The sequence below is a fragment of the Tessaracoccus yangjingae genome, from assembly GCF_054483935.1.
The window spans coordinates 1,861,209-1,886,846 of the sequence record NZ_CM137014.1 but is presented as its reverse complement, the minus strand read 5'-3'; the positions used below and the strand labels follow the sequence as shown (position 1 = coordinate 1,886,846).

Genomic DNA, 25,638 nt, shown 5'->3' with positions numbered 1-25,638 from the left:
CCAGGGTAATGGGGAGTCGAGAAGAAGTGGAGATTGTGATGCTCTGGCTGGTCATAGGTGGGGCGGTGGTCCTGACCGGGCTGCTGTTGTGGTTCTTCTTTGGCCCGAAACGGGCCGGGAGGGTCCGCATCGAGGACGGTGTTCAGGTGGTCGATGTGACCGTCGACGGCGGGTACACCCCGGGGGTGATCGACGGGGTGCGTCCCGGGATGCCCGTGCGGATCCTGTTCGACCGCAGAGAGGGAGGCGAGTGCACCTCGCGGGTGGTGATGCCCGACTTCAAGGTCAACGCGAGCCTTCCCGCGTACCGCACCACCGCTGTCGACTTCACGCCCACCGAGGCCGGCGAGTTCCGGTTCGCCTGTGGCATGAACATGGTCTCCGGTCTGATCCGCGTCAGCGGTGACCCACACGCCACCCCAGCCCCCGTCAGACCGGCGCACCGGGCGCAGGCAGCCGCCCCACCAGTGGTGGCCGGTCTGGCCACCGGCGACGATGACGAGGCGGAGCGGGCCGCTGAGATCCGGGACTTGACCCGGCGCGTGATCATCGGCGCGATCCTCACCGCTCCTGCGCTGATCGCGGTGATGGCCGTCGAGCTGTTCGGCGCCACCTGGGTACCCGAGGCACTGATGAGCCCCTGGCTCCAGTTGGCGCTGATCGCGCCGGTGATGTTGTGGTCCGGCTGGCCGATCCACCGAGTCGGCTGGCGCGCCATGTCTCACCGCACCGCCGACATGAACTCGCTGATCACCCTGGGTACAGTCGCGGCGTTCGGCTACAGCCTGGTGGTCACCTTCGTCCCCGGCCTCCTGCCCGAGGAACTCCGGCAGGTGTACTTCGAAGCCGTCGGCGTGATCATCACCCTGATCCTGCTCGGCCGTCTCCTGGAAACCAAAGCCAAGGCCGGCACCGGTGAAGCGATCCGCAAGCTGATCGGCCTCCAGCCCCGCACCGCACGCGTCCTCCGCGACGACACCGAACTGGAGATCCCGGTCGAGGACGTCGTCGTCGGGGATGTGATCGTGATCCGTCCCGGGGAGAAGATGCCCGTCGACGGTGAGGTGATCCACGGATCCTCCGCGGTCGACGAGTCGATGGTGACCGGCGAATCCATCCCGGCGGCCAAGACCGTCGGCGACACCATCATCGGCGCCACCATCAACGCCACCGGAGCACTTCGCTACGTGGCCACCAAGGTCGGATCCGACACCATGCTCGCCCAGATCATCCGTCTGGTCCGTGAAGCCCAAGGCTCCAAGGCCCCCATCCAACGCCTCGTCGACAAGGTCTCCAGCTACTTCGTCCCGGTCGTGATCATCATCGCGGTGTGGACGCTGGCGATCTGGCTGCTGGTGGGTCCCCCGCCGGTAGTGGTGTTCGCGCTCGTCGCCGCCGTCTCGGTGCTGATCATCGCCTGCCCCTGCGCTCTCGGGCTCGCGACCCCGATGTCGATCACCGTGGGCACCGGAAAGGGCGCCGAACACGGCATTCTGATCCGCTCCGCCGAGGCACTGGAAACCGCGCACAAGCTCGACGCGATCATCCTCGACAAGACGGGCACCATCACCACGGGCGTGCCGATGCTCACCGACGTCGCCACCGTCGCCGCCTTCGACGAGGACCAGCTCCTCGGCTGGGTCGCGGCCGTCGAGGACAGCTCTGAGCACCCCCTCGCTGCCGCGATCGTCACCGGCGCCCGCGACCGCGGGCTCACCCTGGGCGAGGTCACAGACTTCGACTCGATCACCGGGCAAGGCGTCCGTGGCCGGGTCGACGGGCACGACGTCCTCGTCGGGAACCGTCGCCTCCTCGACGAGTCCGGTGTGCCTGCAGATGCGTTGCTGCCGCTGCATGACGCGCTCGCAGCAGGGGGCAAGACGCCGATGCTGGTGGCCGTCGACGGTCTCCCGGCCGGGATCGTGGCCGTGGCCGACACCATCAAGGACGGCTCGCCGGCCGCCGTCGCCGCCCTCCGGGCCCGCGGGATCGAAGTGATCATGATGACCGGCGACAACCGGGCCACTGCAGCCGCGATCGCCGCCCAGGTCGGGATCCGGCGCGTGGTCGCCGAGGTGATGCCCGCCCACAAGGCCGCCGAGGTCCGCCGGCTCCAGGACGAAGGCAAGATCGTCGGGATGGTCGGCGACGGCATCAACGACGCCCCCGCCCTGGCCCAGGCCGACGTCGGCTCCGCGATCGGCACCGGAACCGATGTCGCCATCGAATCCTCCGACATCACACTGATCTCCGGCGCCCTGTCCGGGGTGGTCACCGCCGTCGACCTGTCCCGGGCGACCATGCGCAACATCAGGCAGAACCTGGTGTTCGCGTTCCTCTACAACACGCTCGGCATCCCGATCGCCGCCGGTGTGCTCTACCCCGTCTTCGGGATCCTGCTCAGCCCGATCGTCGCTGCAGCGGCCATGGCGCTGTCGTCCCTGTCTGTGGTGACCAATGCCAACCGCCTCCGCGGCTGGGCACCCCACCCCCTCGATGGGCCCACCACCATCCGCACCACGTCCACCCCCGTCGTCGAGATCGGCGGCGCGGAAACGACCACTCACCACACCACCACAGGAAAGGACACCCCCATGTTCGGCAAGAAGACCGGCGCCGCCACCGTCATAGACCCCGTCTGCGGCATGAAGGTCAAGCCCGCCACCGCGGCCGCCAGCCGCACCATCGGCGACACCACGATCTACTTCTGCTCCACCCACTGCGCCGAAGCCTTCGACGCGGACCCCGCCCGTCACGGACACCCCGAGACCACGGCCCCGCACCACCACTAGGCGCCGATCCGAACCAGGTCCAGGACACATGACCAGCAACAAGCAGCGTCGGGAACTCATCGGCCAACTCGCCGTGATCGAGGGCCGGCACGACACCCCACCCGCGGCCGGCGTGACCCCCAAACAACACGGCCATCGCGGCCACATGTGGCACATGCTCCTGATGTGCCTTCCCCTGATCGGACTCGGTGTGTGGTCCCTGTTCAGCGGCGGCGGAGGCGGCGCCCTCATCGGCGGCCTCCTCTGCGCCGCCATGATGCTGCTGATGCACGGCCGCCCGGGCGCCGGCCACCGTCACTGAGGCCTGATCGCGAGGGCCAGGGAGGCGTGTGCGATGGCGGCGCTGCTCGGCGAGCTCTTGGTAGCCCACTGGAGGACCCGACAACGTGATACGAATCGTTGACCCCGACCAACAGGTGGACCTGCACCAGATCACCCGCCGACTCCGAGCCGGACTCACATCCGCAGGCGTCAGCGACGATATCGCCCTCGACATCACCCGCAGTTCGGGAGCTTGTCCGCACCCGGCTCGGCAAGGCCCCACTCATCAGCGGGCCACAGCAACCGACCAACTCCACCGGAATCGCCGGCGACGCGTGAAGGCTGTCGACGGTCCACCCCACCACGGTCGACGCTCCCGGAGTTGACTACCGCGGATCGCGGATGCATCCTTGGCCGCAGATACACGTATGCGTGCTCTGGGGGCGGTGAAATTCCGCACCGGCGGTGACAGTCCGCGACCCGGCCAACTTGTTGGCCGGTTGACCAGGTGGAATTCCTGGACCGACGGTCAAAGTCCGGATGGGAAGCGCACGCTACGGTCGGCGGCAGCGTATCTGCCGCCTGATCGTGTTGCCCCCGAGCGCGCCCGGAAGGGAAGCGGGGCGCAGTGACCGACTCAGCGGCAGAAGCGATCGCCATGAGACGCGCCCTCGATCTGGCGGTGGCCGACGATGCGCCGTTCGGACCGAACCCTCGGGTGGGCTGCGTGCTGCTCGCGCCTGACGGTCGCCACATCGCCGAGGGACACCACCGCGGCGCAGGCACGCCGCACGCCGAGGTCGACGCGCTCGCGGCAGCCGGCGACCGCGCGAGGGGGGCGACCGCCGTCGTCACGCTCGAGCCGTGCAACCACACCGGACGCACCGGACCGTGCACCGAGGCGCTGATCGCGGCCGGGGTCCGGCGCGTGGTCTTCGCGCAGACCGATCCCAACCCGGAGGCATCGGGCGGCGCCGGGCGGCTGCGGGACGTCGGCATCGACGTCGAGGGCGGGTTGTTCGCTGAGGAGGCGGCGGCGGTCAACCAGCATTGGACCTTCGCCGTCACCCGCGGACGGCCCTACGTGACGTGGAAGGTCGCCGCGACACTCGACGGGCGCACGGCCGCCCAGGACGGCACGTCGCGGTGGGTGTCCTCCCGCGCCGCACGTGCGGACGCGCACCTGCTGCGTGCCCGGTGCGACGTCGTCCTGGCCGGGACCGGCACCGTGGCCGTCGACGACCCACACCTCACGGTCCGCGACCGCGACGGCGCGCTGCTCGGGAGCCAACCGCTGCGGGCCGTCATGGGGCTTCGCGCCCCGAAGCCGGGGAGCCGGGTGCTCGACGATGCTGCCGAGACCGTGCACCTGCGCACCCGGGACCCGCGCCGGGCTCTGGAGGAACTGCACCGCCTTCAGCGCCGGCACGTCCTGCTCGAAGGCGGGCCTACCCTGGCGGCCGCCTTCCTTCGCGACGGCCTCATCGACGAGGTGGTGGCCTACCTGGCACCGACCCTGCTGGGTGCGGGCAGCCCCGTGATCGGCGACCTCGGTATCGCCACCATCACCGACGCGCTGCACCTCGACCCCACCGACGTCACCCTCCTCACGCCGCTCGATCCCGCCGACCGTCCCAATCTGCGGCTCACCCTGCGCCCGACCCCTCCCGCCCCCCTCGAAGGAGAATGCTGATGTTCACCGGAATCGTCGAAGAACTGGGCCACGTGCTGGCCGTCGAGCCCTACCCCGACGCTTTGCGCCTGGCGATCACCGGGCCCCTGGTCACGAGCGACGCCGCGCCGGGCGACTCGATCGCCGTCAACGGCTGCTGCCTGACCGTCGTCACCCTCGACGGCCCCACCTTCACCGCCGATCTGATGCAGGAGACCCTCGACAAGACGTCGCTGGGGTCCCTCGAGCCAGGCAGCCGCGTCAACCTCGAACGCCCAGTCACCGCGACCGCACGCCTCGGCGGCCACATCGTCCAGGGACACGTCGACGGCACCGGCCACGTCGTGTCCCGCGAGCCGAGCGAGCACTGGGAGACCGTGACCTACTCACTGCCCACTGCGTTGGCCCGCTACGTGGCGCCCAAGGGATCCATCGCCGTGGACGGCACCAGCCTCACGGTCGTCGATGTCGACGACGACGCCATGACGTTCACGGTGGGCCTGATCCCGGAGACCCTGGCCCGCACCACGCTGGGCCTCCGGCAGGTGGGTGACACGGTCAATCTCGAGGTCGACATCATCGCCAAGTACGTCGAGCGGCTGGTCACGCGATGATCCGCCTGGACACGATCGAGCGGGCGATCGCCGACATCGCCGACGGCCGGGCCGTGGTCGTGGTCGACGACGAGTCCCGCGAGAACGAGGGCGACATCATCTTCGCCGCCGAGAAGGCCACCCCCGAACTGATGGCCTTCACCATCCGGCACTCCAGCGGCGTGATCTGCGCCCCCATGCCCGGAGACCTCCTGGACCGCATGCAGATCCCACTGATGACCCGCAACAACGACGACCAGTACCGCACCGCCTTCACAGTCACCGTCGACGCCCGCGACGGCGTGTCCACGGGCATCAGCGCCGCAGACCGCGCCCACACCGTCCAGGTGCTGGCGGACCCCGGCACGCAGGCAGCCGACCTCACCCGTCCTGGCCATGTCTTCCCTCTGCGCTACCGCGAGGGCGGGGTTCTGGTACGCCGCGGGCACACCGAGGCCGCCGTCGACCTTGCCAGGCTCGCCGGGCTGCAACCCGTCGGCGTCCTCGTGGAGCTCGTCAACGACGACGGCAGCATGAAGCGCGGCCGGCAGCTCCGCGACTTCGCCGACGAGCACGGCCTCGCGATGATCTCGATCGACGACCTCGCGGCGTACCGCGAACGCCGCGAGCAGCTCGTCGAGCGCGTCACCGAGGCCCTGCTGCCCACCCGCCACGGCGACTTCCGCGCGGTCGGCTTCCGCAGCACCCTCGACGGCGAGGAGCAGATCGCGCTGACGCTGGGCGACCTCAGCGGCCCCGAACCGGTCCTGACCCGCGTCCACTCCGAGTGCCTCACGGGCGACGTCTTCGGCAGCTCCCGCTGCGACTGCGGACCCCAACTGGACCTGGCGCTCGAGCGTATCGCGGCAGAAGGCCGCGGCCTGCTCGTCTACCTGCGCGGGCATGAGGGTCGCGGCATCGGGCTGGTGGCCAAGATCAACGCCTACGCCCTCCAGGAGGGAGGCCGCGACACTGTGGACGCCAACACCGACCTCGGGCTCCCCGTCGACGCCCGCCGCTACACCATGGCCGCGCAGATCATCAGCGACCTCGGCGTCGAATCCGTCACTCTCATGACCAACAACCCCGCCAAGGTCACCGCACTCGAGGAGCTCGGCACCGACGTCGCCGGACGGGTCTCCCTCGTCGTACCACCAGGGGCTCACAACGTGGCCTACCTCACCACCAAACGCGACCGCATGGGGCACCTCATCCCCGGCCTCCCGACCGAGCAGAGAAGAGCACTGACATGAGCGGACACGGCGCACCGGAAACGTCCGGCCTCGACGGTCGCGGCCTCACCGTCGCCATCGTCGCGGCCAGCTGGCACAAGGAGGTCATGGACGGACTCCTCGCCGGCTCGCTCCGCGCCTGCACCGAGGCCGGCATCGAGCCGACGGTGATCCGGGTCCCGGGCAGCTTCGAGCTACCCGTGGCCGCCGACGCGCTGGCCTCCACCCACGATGCGGTCGTGGCACTCGGCGTCGTCATCCGCGGCGGCACCCCCCACTTCGACTATGTGTGCTCCGCCGCGACCGACGGACTGTCCAGAGTCGCACTCGATCACGCCACCCCCGTCGGCTTCGGCCTCCTGACCTGCGACACCGAGGAACAGGCCCTCGACCGAGCCGGGCTCCCGGACTCGGTCGAGGACAAGGGGTACGAAGCCGCCCACGCCGCCATCGACACGGCACTCACGCTGCGACGCCTGCGCTCACCCCGTGAAGGTGCCTAGTGTGATCGTGGGCCTCAGCCGCACGCTCGTTTGACGCAGCGCGCGATGACGTCGGGGTCCACGTCGTGTCGCTTGATCAGTCCGCGGATGTCGTCGTCCCGCAGCAGGCACAGGAGCAGTCCGCAGACATCGATGCCCGAGGTGCCGGTGCCGGGGTGGGTCGGGGCCGGTGGGTTGTCGTCGCCCCTCGCCCACACGGCGAGGGTTCGCAGCTCCTCGCGCGTGAACCGGGCGCCGCGGAGGTCGGCGCCGGCGGCCCTCACCAGGACCCGGTAGACGCCGGACAGCGACGTCGGGACCTCCCCTCGGTAGAGGCCGGGTCCGGCTTCGGTCAAGGCCACCGTCCAGACGGCGCCACTGGGTGTGGTGACGCCCGCGTGCACCGCGGATCGCCCCGCGAGGGGCACGCCGCTGTCGGTCAGTGTCACCTCGAGCAGACCCGGGTGACCGGGGAGCCGTGACTGCTGGCTGAGGTGGGCCGTCATCTGCAGGGCACTCCGGGCCTGCACGCTGACTGTGAACGGGACTCCGTGGGTGTCGATCGCCGCCAGAGTCCGCTTGAACACCTGATCGCCGCCCTCGGACTGGCTCAGCTGTTTGCGGAGTCTGGCCAGATGACCCTTGAGTTCACGGTCACCGACCGACAGCACCACCTGCCACCGGCCGGCTGCTCCGCCCGGCGGGGCCAGGACATCCGAGGGCACGACGCGGAGAACCCGGAAGGCGTCCCCGAGTGTCTCGTCGGCGCCTGCGCCGGCGGTGACGGTGGTTCCGTCGGGGGCGATGATCTCGACCCGCAGGACCGGTGCCATCTCTCCGAGCAGCAGCACGTCGGCGCGGATGTCGGCGTCGGTCAGGTCGAACGGCACGATCACCTTCTCCCCGACCGGGACGAATCCGGACGGATCCACGACGACGGCGGCGTTCGTGGCCCCGGCCAGGACCTGGGCGAAGTACTTCTGCAGGAGAAGCTGATCGTCCACGCCGGGGTTGCCGGTGAGCAGCAGGAAGCCGCCCGTGCCGTTGGCGATGTCCGAGAGGGCGCCGGGGTTGAGCTGGTCGGCGGTACCCAGGCCGATCGCGAACACACGGCTGTTGATCGAGGCGGCCGCTTGCGCGATGGTGCGTTCGGCGGTCTCGTTGCCGTCGGTGAACACGATGGTGGCGGTCGAGTCGTAGCCGGCGGCGACGGGGGCGAGCTGCGCGGCGGCCGCCTCGAGGCCGTCGCCGATGGCAGTCATCCCGGCCAGGTTCGTCGCCGTGGTCGAGATCGCGTTGAGCGCGGCCAGCCGGCCCGCCCCACCAATGGTCGGTCCGGCGTCGACGACGGAGGTCACCGGTGTCGCGTCCGTGTCGAAACGCACCACCCCGACGCCGTCGGTGGGGTCGAGCAGTGCCACGAACAGCGGCGCCGAGTCGTGCAGGACGGCCATCCGATCCTTGCCCGGCAACCCGGACGGCAGGCTCATGCTGCCGGAGGTGTCCAGCACCAGCGAGGTCCCCACGCTCGGGTTCGGCACCACCGTGGCGGTGATCGGCACCGTGAAGACGTCACCCGTCGGAGACACGGTCACGGTCAACGTCCCGGTGTCCGCTGTGCCGGCCGCGCCCGGGGTGTACAGCACCCACACCAGCAGGTCCTCCACCCCGAAACCGCCGGGATCCGGTGAGGTGACCGAGGCGGACAGCACCGTGAAGGGGGCGGTCACCGAGGCCGCAGCCGTGACCGTCTCGCACCCACGCACCCGGAGCCTCACCGCCCTGGCGGTGGGCAGATGTTCGACCACGCCGACGAAGCTCAGGGCAGCGCCGGGCAACGGTGAGACCTGCTCGACGGAGAGGGGCAGGGTGTCGTAACACGGGGGCTGCACGACGGAGGGGTGACGGCAGTCCTTGACCTCGATGAGGGGCGAGCCGCCCACCCACGGCTCCATGGGGGCTCCGAACGCAACCGTGCCGTCCCACGGCTGGAGGGGATGCTGGATGCCCCCCTCTCCGGTGGTCGTGGCCTGGTCGCCGTACACCTGACCGGGATCCAGTCGCCACTCCTGCCCCGGCACGGTCTGCCACATGGCGAACAGCCGGTCGACGTTCGCGTGCAGCAGGAACACGAACGGATCCTCGAACGCCTGATGCTGGCCGCCGATGTCTCCGCCGATGTAGCCGTGCGCAGCGCCGTGGGCCCCCTCGAGTGCTACCCGGAAGGCCGTCCACTGCTGAGCCTGCGCGATCCCGTTACTCGAATCCAGGATCGACTGGTCCGATGACAGGGCTGGGTCGCCTGCCCCCGCAGACCGTTGCACCGACTGCGGCGGATCCGCCGGGTCACCCGTGTCCTCCCGGCTCCCGGGTAGGGCGCCCCCGTTGTGCAGAACCGCCAACGCACCGTTCATCATCCCGCTGAACGTCCCGAACAGGGACGGATCGGTCAGGTCGACGGATCCGCCCTGACCGTCGGACGCGGACCGCGGGTCCTCGGTCCAGTCCCAGTAGTGCAGGGCCACGTCCGGATCGGACTGCCGCAGGAGCGCCTCGTAGCGGTTGACCAACTCGCGGTGCCACGGGACGAAGGAGTTGTCGCCATGGTTGTGCGTCGACTGGTGGATCTGATCCTGCTTGTCCCAGTACGAGACTCCGTCCGAGAACGCGTGCAGGTCGGCCTGCAGCACGGCATTGATGTAGGCCTGACGTTCCGAGGCCGAGAGATGGGCGATATTGCGACGAACCGGATGAGCCATGATGAACCCTTCAGTGGACCGGACCTGACACCACGAGAGGAGACGGCCGCAGCCACGGTGATACACCGCCACGGCGCCGCCGTCAGGCTGTCAGGACCTACATCTCGACCCGCCGCGCTGAGATCCAGACTGCCTGGGCGGGATCAGGCTCCATCCGGAGTTGCCCCAGCAGTCCGGTGCCAACGGCCATCCACGTCCTGTCGAGTCACTATCGAGAACCAGTTGATGCGGCTTCAACACCTGGTCAGCGGCGAGATAACACCTGCTACCGGCGATTTTCGCCAGGCAGCATGGCACAGGTTCGAGTCCCGTCGCCCCGACTACGCACGGCGGGGGCTCCCTCAGGAACCCCCGCCGTGGTCGTTGCCGCGGATGCGTCGCGCTCACCATCAGCGCTGAGCCGGCACCTCCTTCTCCGCGAAGGTGTCCAGCGTGACCGGCCCGAGCAGGCCGTAGTTGTAGGCGGTCCGGGCTGCCGCTGCGGAGTCGAGGCTGCGGAGCCGGTTGATCAGCGTCGACGCGACTCGCACCTCCACCGTGTTGGCGCCCTTGATCAGGTACCGGCTCACGTCGACCCTGGTGTCGAGCTGGTCCACAGCGACGGGGGTGCCGTTGACGGTCAGCGCGTAGGTGTCGAAGACCCGGCCGAGGTCGAGGTAGGCCCCGTCACCCTTGCCCCACTTGGGCAGGCTGAACGACGTCGAGTAGGTCCCGATCCCGGAGGAGTTCTCCAGCCCGGCGATCTCGCGCCACGGCTTCAGTGCGCTGAGCCTGACGCTGACAACCGACTTGTCCGTCTCCGTGGCCGCGACCCCGAAGGTCGTGGCGTAGTCGTTGGCGGGTCGCCAGTCCTCGACGCGCAGCTGCCAGGTCGCCTCGGACAGATCGAGTGCCGGGGCGACCTTGCCCACGGGGGTGCTGACAGTGCGGCCGTCGCTGAGCGTGGTCCGGTAGTTGCCCTGCGCGCCGGCACGGACCACCACCGATCCCTGGGCATTCACCACGGCGCCGCCGTCGGCGCCGGTGGCGACCACGTGCACGGCCGGGGCCTTGCCGCCGAACCTGCCGGGGTCATCCGCCAGGGCGATGATCGTGTCCTCGTCGATCCCGAGCTCGATCGGAATGATGACCCGGCCATCCTCGACCCGGTACTCGGCGATCGGGGTGATCGTCCCACTGGAGGCATCCATCGTGAAGGGATACCCGTCTCCGTCGAGGGCGACCTCCGTCGCCACCGGCGCACCCTGGCCGACACAGGCCGTGGTGGTCCCCGGAGTGACACAGGCCCAGGATGGCTCGAAGTTGTACAGGTAACCGGCCGGAGTGCCCGACGGGGCGCCCACCATCCCCTGGTTGTACAGGAAGAAGTAGTCGGTTCCGGTGGCCTGGTCGACTCGTCGCACGCTCAGCAGCCCGGACTCCTCAGCGGGGTCGACGGCGGGCTCGACGCCGATCTGGGAGAGCGTGCCCGGGACGGCCGCCTGATTCGCCACCTGATGCACGTTCGGCAGCGCCAGCAGCTCGGCGACGATCGACTGCAGTGCCGCATCATCGTCGGGTGTGTTGCCGGTGGTCCTGTCGGGCGGGGTGCCGACGACGATCACGGGAAGGCCGTCCTGCGCGAACCCCAGGATCTTTTCCGCGGCGTCCAGCGGCATCGACGTCTTCACCGGGAAGGCCGCCGGCTCCAGCGTGCTGTCGACGACCAGGGCACCGTACGACGGGCCGTCCACGGCGAGGCGGCCGTCCGTGACCAGCACGTTCGGCAGGTCGAGCAGGCGGGGGCTGAGGTAGTCACGGGTGTAGCCGGCGCGCTCGAGACCCGGATCCCGCCACATCCGGAATCCGTTCGGAACCGTCGACGGCTGGTTGTAGAGGTAGTTCTGCATGAACACCGCGACGTCGACCTTCGCGTCGCCCTGGGTGAGGACCTGCTGGTTCCTGGCCATGTCGAGGTTGACCTCGGCCCCGTCGGCGAACCAGTTCGGCTGCCTCTCACCCCACGCGTTGGAGAAACCGGCCACGCCGAAGTTGTGGTAGCCCGGCCACCGGCTCGTGGCGCTCTCCGCGTACGGGAACACGTGATAGACGTTCTTCGTGATCCCGCCCGCGAAGCTCTTGTTCATGCGCACCTGGACGCTCTCCAGGCTCTCCGAGTTCGCGCCCCCAGAGACCGCACAGCACTCGGTCGAATACCACGGGTTGCCCGTCAGGTGGTTTGCCGAGGCGATGGTCAGGTAGCTGTCCACCTCATCGACGCTGAACAGCGACTCGTGCTCCGGCCGGTCGAGCTCCGCTGCGACGGCCGCCTGGTCATAGATGGGGATCGTCGTTCCGCGCTCCCCCTGGGGCTGCAGGCGCATCACCCAGCCGAAGTCCCGGATCCACTCCTGAAGCGGCCGGATGTGCTTCTCCAGCCACAGGTCGGTGCGGACCTCGACCAGGTCGTTGAAGACCCGCGGCGCGGTGCCGTCCGAGAAGGTGAAGGAAGACGGGAAGAGTCCTGCGAGCTTCGGGACGAGGTCGTAACCAGTGCGATCCTCGAACTCGGCAGCCATGTCGTTTGTCCACAGCTCGTCCGGCGATCCCCTGTCACTGGAGTGCGAGTCGTAGAACACGTCGCCACCGTTGGCCTGCATCAGCTCCACGACCTCTGGCGTCCAAGCGGCCTCCATGCTGTCGATGAGTTGCTGGTGACCTTCGGCCGAGAACGGGTCAGGCTGGTTGAACACGCCTCGCGACCAGAACGTGACGATCTGCCAGGTGCCGTCGGCCGGAGCCGTCCAGTGGAGCGTGCCCGCCGTGGTGCCGCCCTCGACGCCGGCGGTGTTGGTGCCGCTCAGCGTCGAAGTGAGGTCGATCGCCGAGGCCGGGTCCAGGTCCACGGGGCCGGTGGGCCCGCAGGCTGCCGTGCAGCGGTACGCGACGACCGCCGCGACCGTGGTGCGGTTGGGCGACGCGGCCGGCGAGGGCAGAGCGCGCGAGAAGGTACTCCCGCCTGGCACGGTCGCGCGGCTGATGACGAGAGTCTTGCGAGCGTGATCGTCATCGACGGAGTACCCGGCCGGATACTGGGTGGGGCCATGGCTGAGGCTGACCTTCAGGCCGAGTTCGTTGGCCTTTTCCAGGATGGTGACCAACTGCCCGTCGTTGGGATAGGCACCCTGACCGAACTCGACGCCGCCGATGTTGGCCTTCCTGGCGTCCATCAGGAGTTGCTCCAGCAGCTCCGGCGCGGCCGTGGGCGGCATGTTCACACGCACCCACGGGAGGTCGTTGGCCGGTGGCGCGGCGAAGGTACCGGCCGTCAACTCGGTGACCGGATTGAAGCTCCAGTCCTTGCCTGCGGCTTGCGCCGTGGATCCGGCCGCCTGCGCCGGGGCGGTCACCAGCAGGCTGGCCGTGAGGGCCAGCGCCGCAAGGCCGCCGCCCAAACGCCGGCCGTCTCTCTCGGAGCGGTCGTGCCGTCTTGTTCGTGTTGAGTGCCGCACCGGCGTTGTCGGCAGCGGATCGCGTCGTCGGGACAAGGTTCCTCCTGTGAAGCGGGGGATGCGGGCCGCCCGGGCAGCCCGACACTCTTCGTCGAGTGATGAAGGGATTGAATCGATTCACCACGAGCCTAAAGGCGCGACGCGGCCCTGTCAATGAAAATCTTCATTCGACGGTTTTCGCGGCTCTCAGGTACTGGCGGCCACCTCGGCGAGGTCGATCCGCTCGCCCGACGTGAGGATCTCGGGCGCCACGCGCTCCAGGTGCCGGCGCATCAGCGCCACCATGTCGATCGCACCCCCGGAGAGCACCCACTGCACCTGGAGCCCGTCGGAGACGGCGATGTAGTCACGCACGACTGACTCGTAGTCGATGTCGCGCCTGAGCACTCCGCGATCACAGGCCGCGCGGAATCGTCCGACAAGATCCTGGATCACCCGGTCGTAGCGCGCCGCGAACATCACGTGCACGCTTCCCGGCCTTTCGGCCGCCATCCCGACGAGCCTGACGAAGACCTCGATCAGCTCCGGCTCCTCCGCGCGCAGTTGAACCTGCCGCAGCATGAGACGCAGAGTGCCGGTGCCGTCCTCGTCGACCGGCCACTCCCGCCCGACCTTGAGGGCTCCCGCGAAGCGCCGCTCCGCCAGTGCCAGCAGCATCTCGTCCTTGGAGGCGAAGTAGTGCCGGACGCCCGGACCGGTGACCCCGGCATCGCGCGCGATGTCTGCGAGACTGGCGTGCGCGAAACCCTCAGCCGCAAACCGCGATGCGGCCGCGTCCAGAATCGCCTCCCTGCGCTGCACCCCCGGCGCGTAGGGTCCCCGCTTCCCAGTACCCACGCCGCCACAGTATCCGAGGGTCGACCCCTCCCGCAGCGTCACACGGCGCCTTGACATGCCCGACCGAGCGTGATTGCATCGTTTCAACCGACGGCCCGCACGGTCGTTTCCCACCACTGAGGACCACGCATGAGCATCCGCCGCCGCTACTGCTTCGAGCTGCACGTCAAGCCCGAACGGATCGACGAGTACAAGGCAAGGCACGCCGCCGTGTGGCCGGACATGCTGCGCGCACTCAAGGACACCGGCTGGCACAACTACTCGCTCTTCATGCGCCCAGACGGCCTGCTCATCGGCTACGTCGAATCCGACGATCTCGCCGAGGCCCAGGCCGCCATGGGCGCCACGGACGTCAACGCGCGCTGGCAGTCCGAGATGGGCGGGTTCTTCGTCGATCTCGACGTGGCTCCGGACGAGGGCTTCGTCCTCCTGGAGGAGGTCTTCAACCTGGAGGATCAGTTGGCGCGCGCCGAGGGCTGACCCTCACACCGACAGCCAGGCCACGTCCTGCAGCGACGGGTGCGTGGAGAGCTGGCAGAGCAGGCGGTTCTCCGCCACCTGCGCGTAGGCCGCCAGCCGGATGCCGAGCTCGGTCTCGCCGAGGCCGGCCGCGTACAGCTTCGCCACGGCCACGTCGGCCCCCCTCAGCGGCCGCGGATCGGTGCTGATCCGGCCGAAACCGATGGCCGTGAAGGCCCGCCGGCCCAGGTCGTTGAAGTCCCCCACCGGCCAGCCCCCGGAGGCGAGCTCGATGGGCGCCAGGCCGTGCAGGGCGAGAAGGACGCCGTCGAGCCGCGAGGCACGCGCCAGGACTGCCGTGGCGGACGCCTCCGCCTCCGCCTCGACGGGGAGGCCGAGTGACCCGGCCAGCGCTGCGGCCGCGGCGATCCAGGCCGTCGGGCGGTCCTGGTAGTTGCCGATGAGCAGGTCCACCGCGTCGAGGAGATCGTCCGAGGGCCACGCATCCAGCATGTGCCGCACCGCGACATAGGCCCAGACGTCGTTGCGCGAGGCGGAGTCCATCAACTCGCCCCGCAGGACGGCGAGGTCGCGGAAGGCACCCACTTCCACCGTCGTCGGCCCACCGGGGCCCCACACGGTCACCGGGGTGAGCCCGGGCGGGGGCACGACCGAGAACTCGCCTTCGCTCTCCTCGAGCACGACACCCTGGGGAACCGTGACCATGCCGTCAGGCGCGCTGAACTCGACCGCCTGCCCGAGCGCGACGTGCCGTGTCCACGGCAGCCACGACGGCTCGGCCGGAACCTCGAGCTCGTCGCCCGCATAGGCCTCATAGGTCCAAGCGGCCGCCACCACCTGCCTGGGGCGCAGCAGCACCGACTCCTCCAGCGGATGACAGCTCCCCACAACCGGTGAGGGAGTGGACATGCCCCGCCGTTGCGTCAGCAGGCCCGGCCCCACAGCAGAGCGCAGCGCCACCTCACCGGACGCCCCCGCCAGCCAGGAGATGGGCTCATGCGGACCCTCCACCCGGAGCACCGGGCCCGGCACGGTGACCACGTCGTCGGACACCGACTCGAGCGAGACCTCCAGGCGCAACCGCTGGCCGGAACGGACCCTGACCGTGGCCGCGACACCCGCCTCGTGCTCCACGTCCACGCCGACGGCGTCAGCCGCCCGCCGCGGATGACCCCAGCCGTCCTGGAAGTCCACCGCGAGCAGGGTGAGACGGCCCTCCCCCAGCAACTCGAACCCGTGCGCAGTGGCGCGGGACTCGAACGCCTCACGCACGGCCCCGGTCACTTCAGCAGTCATCAGTCAGAACTCGTCACTTCCTGGGTGTGGGATTCGGGCACGATGGCCCGCACCACTGACCCGTCCTCGCGGTTGGCCCCCACCACAGGGTGGCTGCCCTCCAACGAGGGTAGCCGCCTCCCCTGACCGTCGAGCGCCACGCTCACAGGTGAGCCGGGCTGGACGACCACCTGGGTGCCCCGCACGCTCACCTCGACAGCCGCCCCGTCCTCCACCTCCAAGGAGATCTCGTCGGCGCGCAGGCGCACGCGCAGGCGGGAGCCGCGGATTCTCAGCGGGAACGTCAGCGCGTCCCATCCGGCGGGCAGACGCGGGTCGAAGCACACGCTGCCCTGATGATCGCGGAGACCGCCGAACCCGTAGACCAGGGCGTTCCACACCCCGCCGGTCGAGGCGATGTGCGCGCCGTCACGGGCGTTGGAGTGCAGGTCGGCCAGGTCCACGTAGAGCCCCGAGAGGAAGTACTGCATGGCCATGTCCTGGTAGCCCACCTCGGCGGCCATGACCGACTGCACGACGCCGGACAGGGTGGAATCACCCGTGGTGATCGGGTCGTAGTACTCGAAGTCCGCGCGCTTCTCCTCGTCGGTGAACTCGTCGCCCTGAAGGAACAACGCGAGCACCACATCCGCCTGCTTGAGCACCTGGAAGCGGTAGATGACCAGCGGATGGTAGTTGAGCAGCAGCGGCCGCTTGTCCTCCGGGGTGTTCTCGAGGTCCCACAGCTCCGAGGACAGGAACTTCTCGTCCTGCGGATGGATGCCGAAGGTCTCGTCGAAGGGCACCACCATGCCCTCGGCACAGGCCTCCCACTCGTCGATCTCGGCCGGATCCAGCCGCAGGGCGGTCGCGACGCGCTGGAAAGCGCGCGCGTCCGCGGCACGCATCTCGCGGAGAAGCGCCGCGGCGGACCTGAGGTTGGCCCTGGCCATCACGTTGGTGAACATGTTGTTGTTCACCACGGCCGTGTACTCGTCGGGCCCGGTGACCCCGTGGATGTGGAACCGCTGCGTGCCGTCGGCCTCCCCGCGCCAGAAGCCCAGGTCAGCCCAGAGCCGGGCCGTCTCCACCAGGACTGCGGCGCCGTCGCGGTACATGAACTCGGTGTCCCCGGTGAGGTCGCGGTACTTGGAGAACGCGAAAGCCACGTCAGCGTCGATGTGGTACTGGGCCGTCCCCGCCGCGTAGTAGGCCGACGCCTCCTCCCCGTTGATCGTGCGCCACGGGTAGAGCGCGCCGCGCTGCGACATCACGGCGGCCCGCTCACGGGCCTGCGGAAGCAGGTTGACCCGGAAACGGAGCGCGTTGCGGGCCACCCCCGGCGCCGTGTAGATGAGGAACGGGACCAGGTAGACCTCGGTGTCCCAGAAGTAGTGCCCCTCATACCCCGACCCGGTGACACCCTTGGCCGCGATCCCCAACTGGTCGGTTCGGGCGGAAGCCTGGGCCAGCTGGAACAGGCACCATCGGACCGCCTGCTGGATGTGCGGCTGCCCCTCCACCACGACGTCGCTGTTGAGCCAGAACTCCTCGAGCCAGCCACGCTGCGCGTCGTAGTAGTGCTCGAAGCCGTTGTCGCGGACGCGGTCCAGGGTCCTGCGACACCTGTCGGAGAGCTCCTCCCCCGGCACCCCGCGCGACGTGTGGTAGGCCACCGCCTTGCGCACGAGGATCGGCACGCCCTCGGCGGCGTCGACCCTGATGACGAACTTGCCGATGTCGTCCTCCGTGGAGGAGAGCGTCTCGAACGTGTTCTCGGTGTCGACGTAGTGGTCCGCGGCCACGCCGAGGGTCATCCCCGAACTGGTGGTCTGGTACGCCAGGAACATGCGCTGACCCCGGTCCCAGTGCAGCTCCGGCATCAGGACGCGCGCGTTGAACTGCGAGCTCCGGCGCGGGTCCCAGCCCTCGCTGCGGGCGTCTGGCCTGCGGTAGTCGCTGTACCCGTCCTGCCGGTTGACGATGAGCGAGTTGATGACGACGGGGGCCCCTCCGCCCGAGAGCATGGTCACCTCGATCTCGAGCAGCGCCAGGTGCCGATCCGTGAAGGAGACCATGCGGGAACTCCGGATGCGCACCCTCTTGCCGGCCGGTGTGCGCCAGATGAGCGTGCGCGTGAGCCGTCCGGTGCGGAAGTCCACCGCCCGCTCGTACGCGTCGAGGTCCGCCACGGACAGGACCAGCGGCTCGTCGTCGACATAGATCTTCATCAGCTTCGCGTCGGGCACGTTGACGATGGTCTGGCCGGTGTGGGCGAAGCCGTACGCCTCCTCCGCGTGCTTGATGGGCCAGGTCTCGTGGAAGCCGTTGACGAAGGTGCCGTGCGCGTAGCCGGGGCGACCCTCCTCCGGGTTCCCGCGCAGGCCGAGGTAGCCGTTCCCCACCGCGAAGAGCGTCTCGGTGGTGCCGACGTCCGAATCGTCGTGTTCGACCTCGACGAGCCGCCACTCGTCGACGGGGAAGCGCGTCCGGTTCAGCGGATCGGTGGAGATCTCGCGGATCATCGCGCCACCAGCTCTCCGAGGTCGGTGACGACGAGGTGGGCCCCGGCGTCGAGAAGCGCATCGTGGCCAACCCCGCGATCCACGCCGATCACCAGGCCGAAGTGCCCGGCGGCACCCGCCGCGACACCCGAGATAGCGTCCTCCACCACCACGGACTCGCCGGCCAGCGCGCCCAGCAGCGCGGCCGCCCGGATGAAGGTGTCGGGCGCAGGCTTCCCCGGCAGCGACTCCTCGCGGGCGAGGTTCCCGTCGACGATCACCGGGAAGTAGCCGATCAGGCCCGAGCCTGTCAGCACCGCCCTGGCGTTGTTCGACGACGACACCACCGCCATCCGGTGGTGGCTGGCGGCGAGTTGCTCGATCAGCCTCACCGACCCTGGGTACGCGGACACGCCGTCGCGCTCGAGGACGCGGTTGAAGGCCTCGTTCTTCCGGTTCCCCAGGCCGCATACCGTCTCCAGGGCCGGGTCGTCGTCCGCGGTGCCCTCGGGAAGCGAGATCCCACGCGAGGCGAGGAAGTCGCGGACGCCGTCGTAGCGCGGCTTGCCGTCGACGTGGGCGTAGTAGTCGGCGGCCGTGTAGGGCGCCTGACCTGGGACGCCGGCGAGGAACGAGTTGAACATCTCATCCCAGGCCCGCATGTGGACCTCCGCGGTGGGGGTGATGACCCCGTCGAGGTCGAACAGCACAGCAGCGTACGAGCTCCAGTCCATGGATCGAGCCTAGACCTCAGGCGCCGCCCTGCGTCGGCGTTGGCAGCGAGGACACCAGTAGAGATTGCGACCCTCCAGCACCGCGGTCCGCACCTCCGACCCGCACACCAGGCAGGGCTGCCCGGCGCGGCGGTAGACATAGACCTCGCCGCCGTGCCGGTCCACGCGCGGGTCGCGGCCCTGGGCCTGCGGGCCGTGAACGTCCCGCACCGTGTCGATGCGGCCGTGCCCGACGGCGTAGTCCATCAGCCCCACCAGGTCACGCCAGAGCACCATCCAGGTGCGCTCGTCGATGCGGTTGCCGGGGACCGTGGGGTCCAGTCGGTGCCGGTACAGCACCTCGGCTCGGAAGATGTTGCCCACGCCGGCCGCCACCCGCTGGTCCATCAACAGGGCGGCGATCGGCTTCCCCGAGCGTCTCAGCCGGGCGTAACCCTTGCCTGGGTCGGCGTCCGCGCGAAGCGGGTCGGGGCCGCTGGCCTCGACGACGGCGTCGCGTTCCGCCTGGGTGAGGGTGCGGCACCACTGCGGCCCACGCAGGTCCGCCGCGGTGACCCCGTCGTCGATCCTCAGCCGCACCTGGCCCCGCGGCGACGCGTACGGCTCGAGGCCCAGCTTCCCGATGAGGCCGAGGTGGATGTGGACCACGTCCCCGGTGGCGAAGTCGACGAACAGGTGCTTGCCCACCGCCTCACCGCGCTCCAGGACGGCACCGTCGAGGGGCGCGGCGTCGAATCGCCCCTGCGGCGACGTGACGGACACCGCGCGGCCACCGAACGTGGCGGTGAGGGCATCGGCGAGGCGGTGGATGACGTGACCCTCGGGCATCGCCCCAGCCTAACCGGGGTTTACGATGGGCCACATGAGTGAGGAGCTGCGCCGCGAGTTCGGCCGCGACGGAATATCGGGCCTGGTGGACCACCACCGCGCCCTCCGCGCCCGACTGCTCTCCCGCCCGCGCATCGACCCGGTGCCCGGGGTCAGCGAGCCTCGTACTCGGCCAGCTGATCAACCCGACGCTGGTGGCGCTCGTCGCCGCTGAACGGCGTGGCCAGGAACGTGGCGGCGATCTCGTAACCGGCCTCCAGGCTCTGCATCCTGCCGCCCAGCGCGATGACGTTGGCGTCGTTGTGCTCCCGGGTCAGCCGGGCCAGCTCGACGTTGTTCGCCAGCGCGGCGCGGATCCCCTTCACCTTGTTCGCCGCGATCTGCTCGCCGTTGCCGGACCCCCCCAGCACGATGCCGAGCGAGCCCGGCTCTGCCACCACGGCCTCGGCGCACGGGATGATCAGCGGCGGGTAGTCGTCGAGCGCGTCGTAGGTGTGGGCGCCGTGGTCGACGACGTCGTGGCCGTCGGCCCGGAGACGCTCGACGAGGTAGTTCTTCAGCTCGAACGCGGCATGGTCAGTGGCAATGTGGACTCGCATGGGGCAACTATTCCACCCCCGCCGGACCCTCAGCCAGGAGGGCGACGAACCCGGACTCGTCGAGGATCCGCAGCCCCAGCTGCTCGGCCTTGGCGGCCTTGGACCCGGCGTTCTCGCCGATCACCACGAAGTCGGTATTCCTGCTCACCGAGCCGGCGGCCTTGCCGCCGCGGGAGAGGATGGCCTCCTTGGCCTCGTCGCGCGTGAAGCCCTCCAAGCCCCCGGTGACCACCACGGTGAGCCCCTCGAGGGTGCGGGGGGCCGACTCGTCCACCTCGTCGGCCATGCGCACGCCGGCGTCCGCCCACGCCGCGACGATGTCGCGGTGCCAGTCCACCTCGAACCAGGCCACGATGGACTCGGCGATCACCTGACCCACGCCCTCGGCCGACGCGAGGTCCTCCACCGAGGCCGCGCGGATCGCTTCCATGGAGCCGAAGCGGGCGGCCAACGATCGGGCCGCGGTGGGGCCGACGTGACGGATGGACAGCGCCACCAGCACCCGCCAGAGCGGCTGCGCCTTCACTGTCTCCAGGTTGGCGAGCAGCTTCTCGCCCTGCGCCGACAGCACCCGCCCGTCGCGGAGGCCCGTCGCCGGAGGGTCCGTCAGCTCCGACGGTTTGGCCTGGCGGGTGTACAGGTCTGTCCGCAGCAGGTCCTCGGAAGTGAGGGCGAACAGCGCTCCCTCATCGGCGATCAGTCCCGTGGAGAGCAGCGCGCCCGCCCCCTCCCAGCCGAGCGCCTCGATGTCGAACGCGCCACGCGCTGCCAGCGCGAAGAGCCGCTCCCGCAGCTGGCTGGGGCAGGACCGCGAGTTGGGGCAGCGGATGTCCTTGTCGCCCTCCTTCTCGGGGCGAAGTTCGGCGCCGCAGGACGGGCAGTGCGTGGGCATCACGAACGGGCGCTCCGTGCCGTCGCGGAGTGCCACGACCGGCGCCACGATCTCGGGGATCACGTCGCCGGCCTTGCGCAGAACGACCGTGTCGCCGATGAGCACGCCCTTGCGCTCCACCTCGTAGGCATTGTGCAGAGTGGCCATCTCGACGGTGGAGCCGCTGACGAACACGGGCTCCATCACGCCGTAGGGCGTCACCCTTCCGGTGCGTCCCACGTTGACGCGGATGTCGAGCAGCCGGGTGTTGACCTCCTCGGGCGGATACTTGTACGCGATGGCCCAGCGTGGGGCGCGCGACGTGGACCCCAGCCGCTCCTGCTCGGCCAGCGCGTCCACCTTGATCACGATGCCGTCGATCTCGTGACTGAGGTCGTGGCGGTGCTCGCCGTAGTGCCGGACGAAGGCGGCCACCTCGTCGGGGCTGCTCACGACGGTGAAGGTGTCGGGCACCGGCAACCCCCACTCCCTCAGGGCGCCGTAGGCCTCGCTCTGCGTGGCGAACTCCGCCCCCTCGACGGCCCCGACGCCGTGGACCAGCATCCGCAGCGGCCGCGACGCGCTGACGGCGGGGTTCTTCTGGCGCAGCGATCCCGCGGCCGCGTTGCGGGGGTTCGCGAAGGGCGCCTTGCCGGCCTCCACGAGGCTCTCGTTGAGCGCCTCGAAGCCGGCGGCGGGGAAGAAGACCTCGCCGCGCACCTCCAGCACGGCGGGCGCTTGCCCCGCGAGCCGGTGCGGGACGCCGTCGATCGTCAGGACGTTGGGCGTGACGTCCTCCCCGACCCGGCCGTCGCCGCGGGTGGCCGCAACGATCAGGCGCCCGTCGAGGTACAGCAGGTTGACGGCCAGGCCGTCGATCTTGAGCTCGCAGAGGTAGCGCTCGGCCGGCGTCCGGGCCAGCCAGGCGGCGAGCTCCTCGTCGGAGAACACGTTGTCGAGAGACATCAGCCTGCGCCGGTGCTCGACCGGCCTGAAGTTGGTCACCTGCGCGGCTCCAACGCGCTGGGTGACCGAGTCCGGGGTGACCAGCGAGGGGTGCTCGGCCTCCAGCGCCTCGAGCCCGCGCATGGCCGCGTCGTAGTCGGCGTCGGACATCATGGGCGAGTCCGCCCCGTAGTACGCCTCCTGCGCGTCGCTGAGCAGCTGGTTCAGCTCGGTCCAGCGCCGCCTCAGGTCAGGGGACGTCACGCCTGATTCGGGCTCGATGTGCTCGCTCATGTGGCCATGGTTCCACACCGCTCCACCGCCCCGCCGAGCGATTCCGAGCCCGAAATCCCACGCCACGGCGCGAATGCCCACCAGAATGGGCGGGAGACGCGCCCGGCTGGACCCGGGCGTCGATGAACTGACGAGTAGGAGCACCAGATGGCCACGGCGAACATCACCCGCGACGAGGCGATCGCGCGCTCACGCGTGATCTCGACGGAGGCCTACCGGGTCACCGTGGACCTGACGGGCCGCGAGGTCGCGGAGCCGGAGCGGGTCTTCCTCTCCACCACCGAGCTGTCGCTCACGGCACACGGCGGCGACACGCACCTGGACCTCATCGCCGACGAGGTGCGCGAGGCCTCGCTCGACGGTGAGCCCTTCGACACCGCAGGGTTCGACGGCTACCGTCTCCCACTCCCCCACCTCGAGGAGGGACCGCACGAGGTCCGCGTGGTGGCGGTGTGCCGCTACTCCAACTCCGGCGAGGGCCTGCACCGGTTCATCGACCCAGCCGACGGCCGCACCTACCTCTACACCCAGTTCGAGGCGGCAGACGCACGGCGCATGTACGCCACCGCCGAGCAGCCCGACCAGAAGGCGACCTTCCAGCTGACCGTCCTCGCCCCCCTCGAGTGGCTGGTCTTCACCAACGCCCCGAGCGTGGCGCCGTCGGACATCGGCGACGGCTTCGGCCGGTTCGAGCACGCACCCACCCCGCGCATCTCCACCTACATCACCGCCCTCGTGGCGGGCGAGTTCCACGTCCGGCGCGGCGTGATCGGCTCCGCCGCGGGCGAGGTGCCGGCCTCTGTGGCCTGCCGGCAGTCGCTCGAGCAGTACCTGGACTTCGACCGGATCCTCACCACCACCCAGCGCGGCTTCGAGGTGTTCGAGAACGCCTTCGGCGTGGCGTACCCGTTCGGCACCTATGACCAGATCTTCGTGCCCGAGTTCAACGCCGGCGCCATGGAGAACGCCGGCTGTGTCACCTTCCGCGACGAGTACCTGTTCCGCTCCCGCGTGACCAGCCGCGAGCTGGACGCCCGCGACAACACCATCCTGCACGAGCTTGCGCACATGTGGTTCGGCGACCTGGTGACCATGCGCTGGTGGGACGACCTCTGGCTCAACGAGTCCTTCGCCGAGTGGGCCTCCCACTTCGCCAACCACGAGATCGCGGGCGCCTTCGGCACCGGCGCCAACCCGTGGGCGTCGTTCAGCAACGAGCGCAAGGCCTGGGCCTACCTGCAGGACCAGCTCAGCACCACACACCCCATCGCCGCCGACATGTCCGATCTGGAGAAGGTGGAGCAGAACTTCGACGGCATCACCTACGCCAAGGGCGCCTCGGTGCTGAAGCTCCTCGTCTCGCTGGTGGGCAGCGACGCGTTCCTCGCGGGCGTGACGCAGTACTTCCGCAAGCACGCGTACGGCAACACCGAGCTCTCGGACCTGCTCGACGAGTTGGAGGAGGCCTCCGGCCGCGACCTCTCCTGGTTCTCCGCGCAGTGGCTCGAGACCTCCGGCGTCAACACCCTCTCGGCGGACTTCGACGTCGACGACGAGGGCCGGTTCACGCGGTTCGCCGTGCTGCAGTCCGCCCACCCGAGCTGGCCCACGCTTCGCACGCACCGGCTCGGCATCGGCCTCTACGGCCTGGAGGAGGGCGCGCTGACCCGCCGCCACTACGCCGAGGTGGACATCTCGGGCGAGCGCACCGAGCTGCCGGAGCTGGAGGGCGTGGCCAAGGGCGACGTCGTGCTCCTCAACGACGGCGACCTCACCTACGCGAAGGTGCGCCTGGACGCGGCGTCGGCGGCCACGCTTGTGGAGCACATCGGCGGGCTCTCGGATCCGCTGGCCCGCGCCGTCGCCTTCACCTCCTTCTGGGAGATGACCCGCGACGCGGAGCTGCGCGCGCAGGACTACGTGGCTCTGGTCCTGGCCGGGCTGCCGAGCGAACACGACATGGCCGCGGTCTCCACCCTTCTAGGACAGGCGGTCACCGCGTCGCTGTCCTTCACGGCGCCGGAGCTCCGCGAGGAGGCCAACGTCAGGCTGGTGGCAGGCCTGGCGAGGCTGCTCAAGGGGGCCGCGGCAGGCTCCGACGAGCAGGTGCTCATCGCGAAGGCGCTGATCGCAAGCGTCCGTGCCGAGGAGGGCGTGGCCCTGCTCAAGGGCTGGCTCGTCGGGGAGGAGGTGCCCGACGGCCTGGCCATCGACACCGCCATGCGGTGGGCCATCACGTCGGCGCTGTCGAAGCTGGGCGCCATCGGCGAGGACGAGATCGCCGCCGAACTGGAGCGGGACGCGACCTCGGCGGGGGCCGAGCAGGCCGCCGGTGCCGGGGCGTCGCTGCCCACCGTCGAGGCGAAGATCGAGGCCTGGACGCGCGCCACTGACGACCCGTCCATCGCCAACGAGACGCACCGCGCGATCTGCATGGGGTTCTGGCGGTACGGGCAGGACGAGGTGCTCGAGCCTTACCCGGCCGCGTACCTCGAGCTGCTGGGCCGGATCTCGCGCCGCGAGGGCACGTGGGCGGACCGCGGATACGCCACCATTGGCACCGCCCTGCGCTGGCTGTTCCCGACGCCGCTGGTCGATGAAGGCCTGGTGGCCACCGTCGCCGCGTGGCTCGAGGACAACGAACCCAGCGAACAGGTGCGCCGGGCCGTCACCGAGCGGCTCGACGAGGCCAGACGGGCGCTGCGGGCGCAGGCGAAGAGCCGCGCCGAGGGATGAGCGTCAGGCCTTGCGCGCCGGCTCGAGCTCGGCCGTGTGCGCCTGGCCCTCCCGATGCCGGCGCGCGAGCTTGGGCCCGAAGACCAGCAGGGTCACGACGGCGCCGAACGCCAGCGGGCCGATCACGGTCAGCATGAGCAGGGTCAGGTCCGACGCCGGCTCCGGCTGCGGCCAACCCGGGAGGACCTCAAGGGGGAGCAGAATCATGGGGGAACTCTAGCCGAGGCAGCGTCGGAGGTGCGGTAGATTGCCC

General features: G+C 69.8%; 18 protein-coding genes and 1 riboswitch. Of the genes, 8 read left to right on the top strand and 10 right to left on the bottom strand.

All coding sequences use genetic code 11. The features are described from left to right. Positions 1 to 38 precede the first annotated feature (38 nt). The 6 genes from ACX1D3_RS08255 (at position 39) to ribH (ending at position 7,053) form a co-directional block, all read left to right on the top strand. A complete protein-coding gene (locus tag ACX1D3_RS08255) occupies positions 39 to 2,792 on the top strand; it encodes a heavy metal translocating P-type ATPase (protein ID WP_458993476.1) in 2,754 nt (917 codons plus the stop codon). A gap of 28 nt (positions 2,793 to 2,820) precedes the next feature. Then, entirely contained in the window at positions 2,821 to 3,093 is a 273-nt protein-coding gene (locus ACX1D3_RS08250) for a hypothetical protein (protein ID WP_458993475.1), read from the top strand. A gap of 388 nt (positions 3,094 to 3,481) precedes the next feature. Beyond that, a riboswitch (FMN riboswitch) is annotated at positions 3,482 to 3,610 on the top strand. Positions 3,611 to 3,711: 101 nt separating this feature from the next. Further along, complete coding sequence (gene ribD / locus ACX1D3_RS08245; RefSeq protein ID WP_458993474.1) at positions 3,712 to 4,746, top strand: bifunctional diaminohydroxyphosphoribosylaminopyrimidine deaminase/5-amino-6-(5-phosphoribosylamino)uracil reductase RibD; 1,035 nt, start codon at positions 3,712 to 3,714, stop codon at positions 4,744 to 4,746. Further along, positions 4,746 to 5,339, top strand: coding sequence for a riboflavin synthase (locus ACX1D3_RS08240; RefSeq protein ID WP_458993473.1), 594 nt, complete (start codon positions 4,746 to 4,748; stop codon positions 5,337 to 5,339). Before ribD ends, ACX1D3_RS08240 begins: the two co-directional genes overlap by 1 nt. Further along, the gene (locus tag ACX1D3_RS08235) at positions 5,336 to 6,571 is read left to right on the top strand and encodes a bifunctional 3,4-dihydroxy-2-butanone-4-phosphate synthase/GTP cyclohydrolase II (protein WP_458993472.1); all 1,236 of its coding nucleotides are present in this window, start codon (positions 5,336 to 5,338) and stop codon (positions 6,569 to 6,571) included. Before ACX1D3_RS08240 ends, ACX1D3_RS08235 begins: the two co-directional genes overlap by 4 nt. Further along, positions 6,568 to 7,053, top strand: a complete 486-nt coding sequence (ribH, locus tag ACX1D3_RS08230; protein ID WP_458993471.1) for a 6,7-dimethyl-8-ribityllumazine synthase — start codon at positions 6,568 to 6,570, stop codon at positions 7,051 to 7,053. Before ACX1D3_RS08235 ends, ribH begins: the two co-directional genes overlap by 4 nt. A gap of 14 nt (positions 7,054 to 7,067) precedes the next feature. Here ribH and ACX1D3_RS08225 read toward each other — a convergent pair whose 3' ends face one another. The 3 genes from ACX1D3_RS08225 to ACX1D3_RS08215 all read right to left on the bottom strand — a co-directional run bounded on the left by ACX1D3_RS08225 (position 7,068) and on the right by ACX1D3_RS08215 (position 14,119). After that, complete coding sequence (locus tag ACX1D3_RS08225; RefSeq protein ID WP_458993470.1) at positions 7,068 to 9,791, bottom strand: tyrosinase family protein; 2,724 nt, start codon at positions 9,789 to 9,791, stop codon at positions 7,068 to 7,070. Between the two features lie 389 nt (positions 9,792 to 10,180). Beyond that, complete coding sequence (locus tag ACX1D3_RS08220) at positions 10,181 to 13,318, bottom strand: glycosyl hydrolase (protein WP_458993469.1); 3,138 nt, start codon at positions 13,316 to 13,318, stop codon at positions 10,181 to 10,183. 150 nt (positions 13,319 to 13,468) lie between these two features. Further along, positions 13,469 to 14,119, bottom strand: coding sequence for a TetR/AcrR family transcriptional regulator (locus ACX1D3_RS08215; protein WP_458993468.1), 651 nt, complete (start codon positions 14,117 to 14,119; stop codon positions 13,469 to 13,471). A gap of 129 nt (positions 14,120 to 14,248) precedes the next feature. On the opposite strand from ACX1D3_RS08215, the gene ACX1D3_RS08210 reads away from it, so the two are divergent. Beyond that, the gene (locus ACX1D3_RS08210) at positions 14,249 to 14,599 is read left to right on the top strand and encodes an L-rhamnose mutarotase (RefSeq protein ID WP_458993467.1); all 351 of its coding nucleotides are present in this window, start codon (positions 14,249 to 14,251) and stop codon (positions 14,597 to 14,599) included. Between the two features lie 3 nt (positions 14,600 to 14,602). On the opposite strand, the gene ACX1D3_RS08205 is transcribed toward ACX1D3_RS08210, so the two are convergent. The 6 genes from ACX1D3_RS08205 to ligA form a co-directional block, all read right to left on the bottom strand. After that, entirely contained in the window at positions 14,603 to 15,895 is a 1,293-nt protein-coding gene (locus ACX1D3_RS08205; protein ID WP_458993466.1) for a hypothetical protein, read from the bottom strand. Further along, positions 15,895 to 18,396, bottom strand: coding sequence for a glycoside hydrolase family 65 protein (locus ACX1D3_RS08200; RefSeq protein ID WP_458996504.1), 2,502 nt, complete (start codon positions 18,394 to 18,396; stop codon positions 15,895 to 15,897). Before ACX1D3_RS08200 ends, ACX1D3_RS08205 begins: the two co-directional genes overlap by 1 nt. Beyond that, positions 18,396 to 19,112: an HAD family hydrolase gene (locus tag ACX1D3_RS08195; protein ID WP_458993465.1), complete on the bottom strand. Its 717-nt coding sequence runs from the start codon at positions 19,110 to 19,112 to the stop codon at positions 18,396 to 18,398. The genes ACX1D3_RS08200 and ACX1D3_RS08195 overlap by 1 nt, the downstream gene beginning before the upstream one ends. Before the next feature lie 9 nt (positions 19,113 to 19,121). Then, entirely contained in the window at positions 19,122 to 19,940 is an 819-nt protein-coding gene (locus ACX1D3_RS08190) for an Fpg/Nei family DNA glycosylase (protein WP_458993464.1), read from the bottom strand. A gap of 152 nt (positions 19,941 to 20,092) precedes the next feature. Then, entirely contained in the window at positions 20,093 to 20,539 is a 447-nt protein-coding gene (locus tag ACX1D3_RS08185) for a ribose-5-phosphate isomerase (protein WP_458993463.1), read from the bottom strand. 7 nt (positions 20,540 to 20,546) lie between these two features. Next, a complete protein-coding gene (gene ligA, locus ACX1D3_RS08180) occupies positions 20,547 to 22,649 on the bottom strand; it encodes an NAD-dependent DNA ligase LigA (RefSeq protein ID WP_458993462.1) in 2,103 nt (700 codons plus the stop codon). Positions 22,650 to 22,796: 147 nt separating this feature from the next. Here ligA and pepN point away from each other — a divergent pair, with 147 nt between their 5' ends. Continuing rightward, the gene (gene pepN, locus ACX1D3_RS08175; protein WP_458993461.1) at positions 22,797 to 25,385 is read left to right on the top strand and encodes an aminopeptidase N; all 2,589 of its coding nucleotides are present in this window, start codon (positions 22,797 to 22,799) and stop codon (positions 25,383 to 25,385) included. Positions 25,386 to 25,388: 3 nt separating this feature from the next. On the opposite strand, the gene ACX1D3_RS08170 is transcribed toward pepN, so the two are convergent. Further along, positions 25,389 to 25,592: a hypothetical protein gene (locus tag ACX1D3_RS08170; RefSeq protein ID WP_458993460.1), complete on the bottom strand. Its 204-nt coding sequence runs from the start codon at positions 25,590 to 25,592 to the stop codon at positions 25,389 to 25,391. Between the last annotated feature and the right edge of the window lie 46 nt (positions 25,593 to 25,638).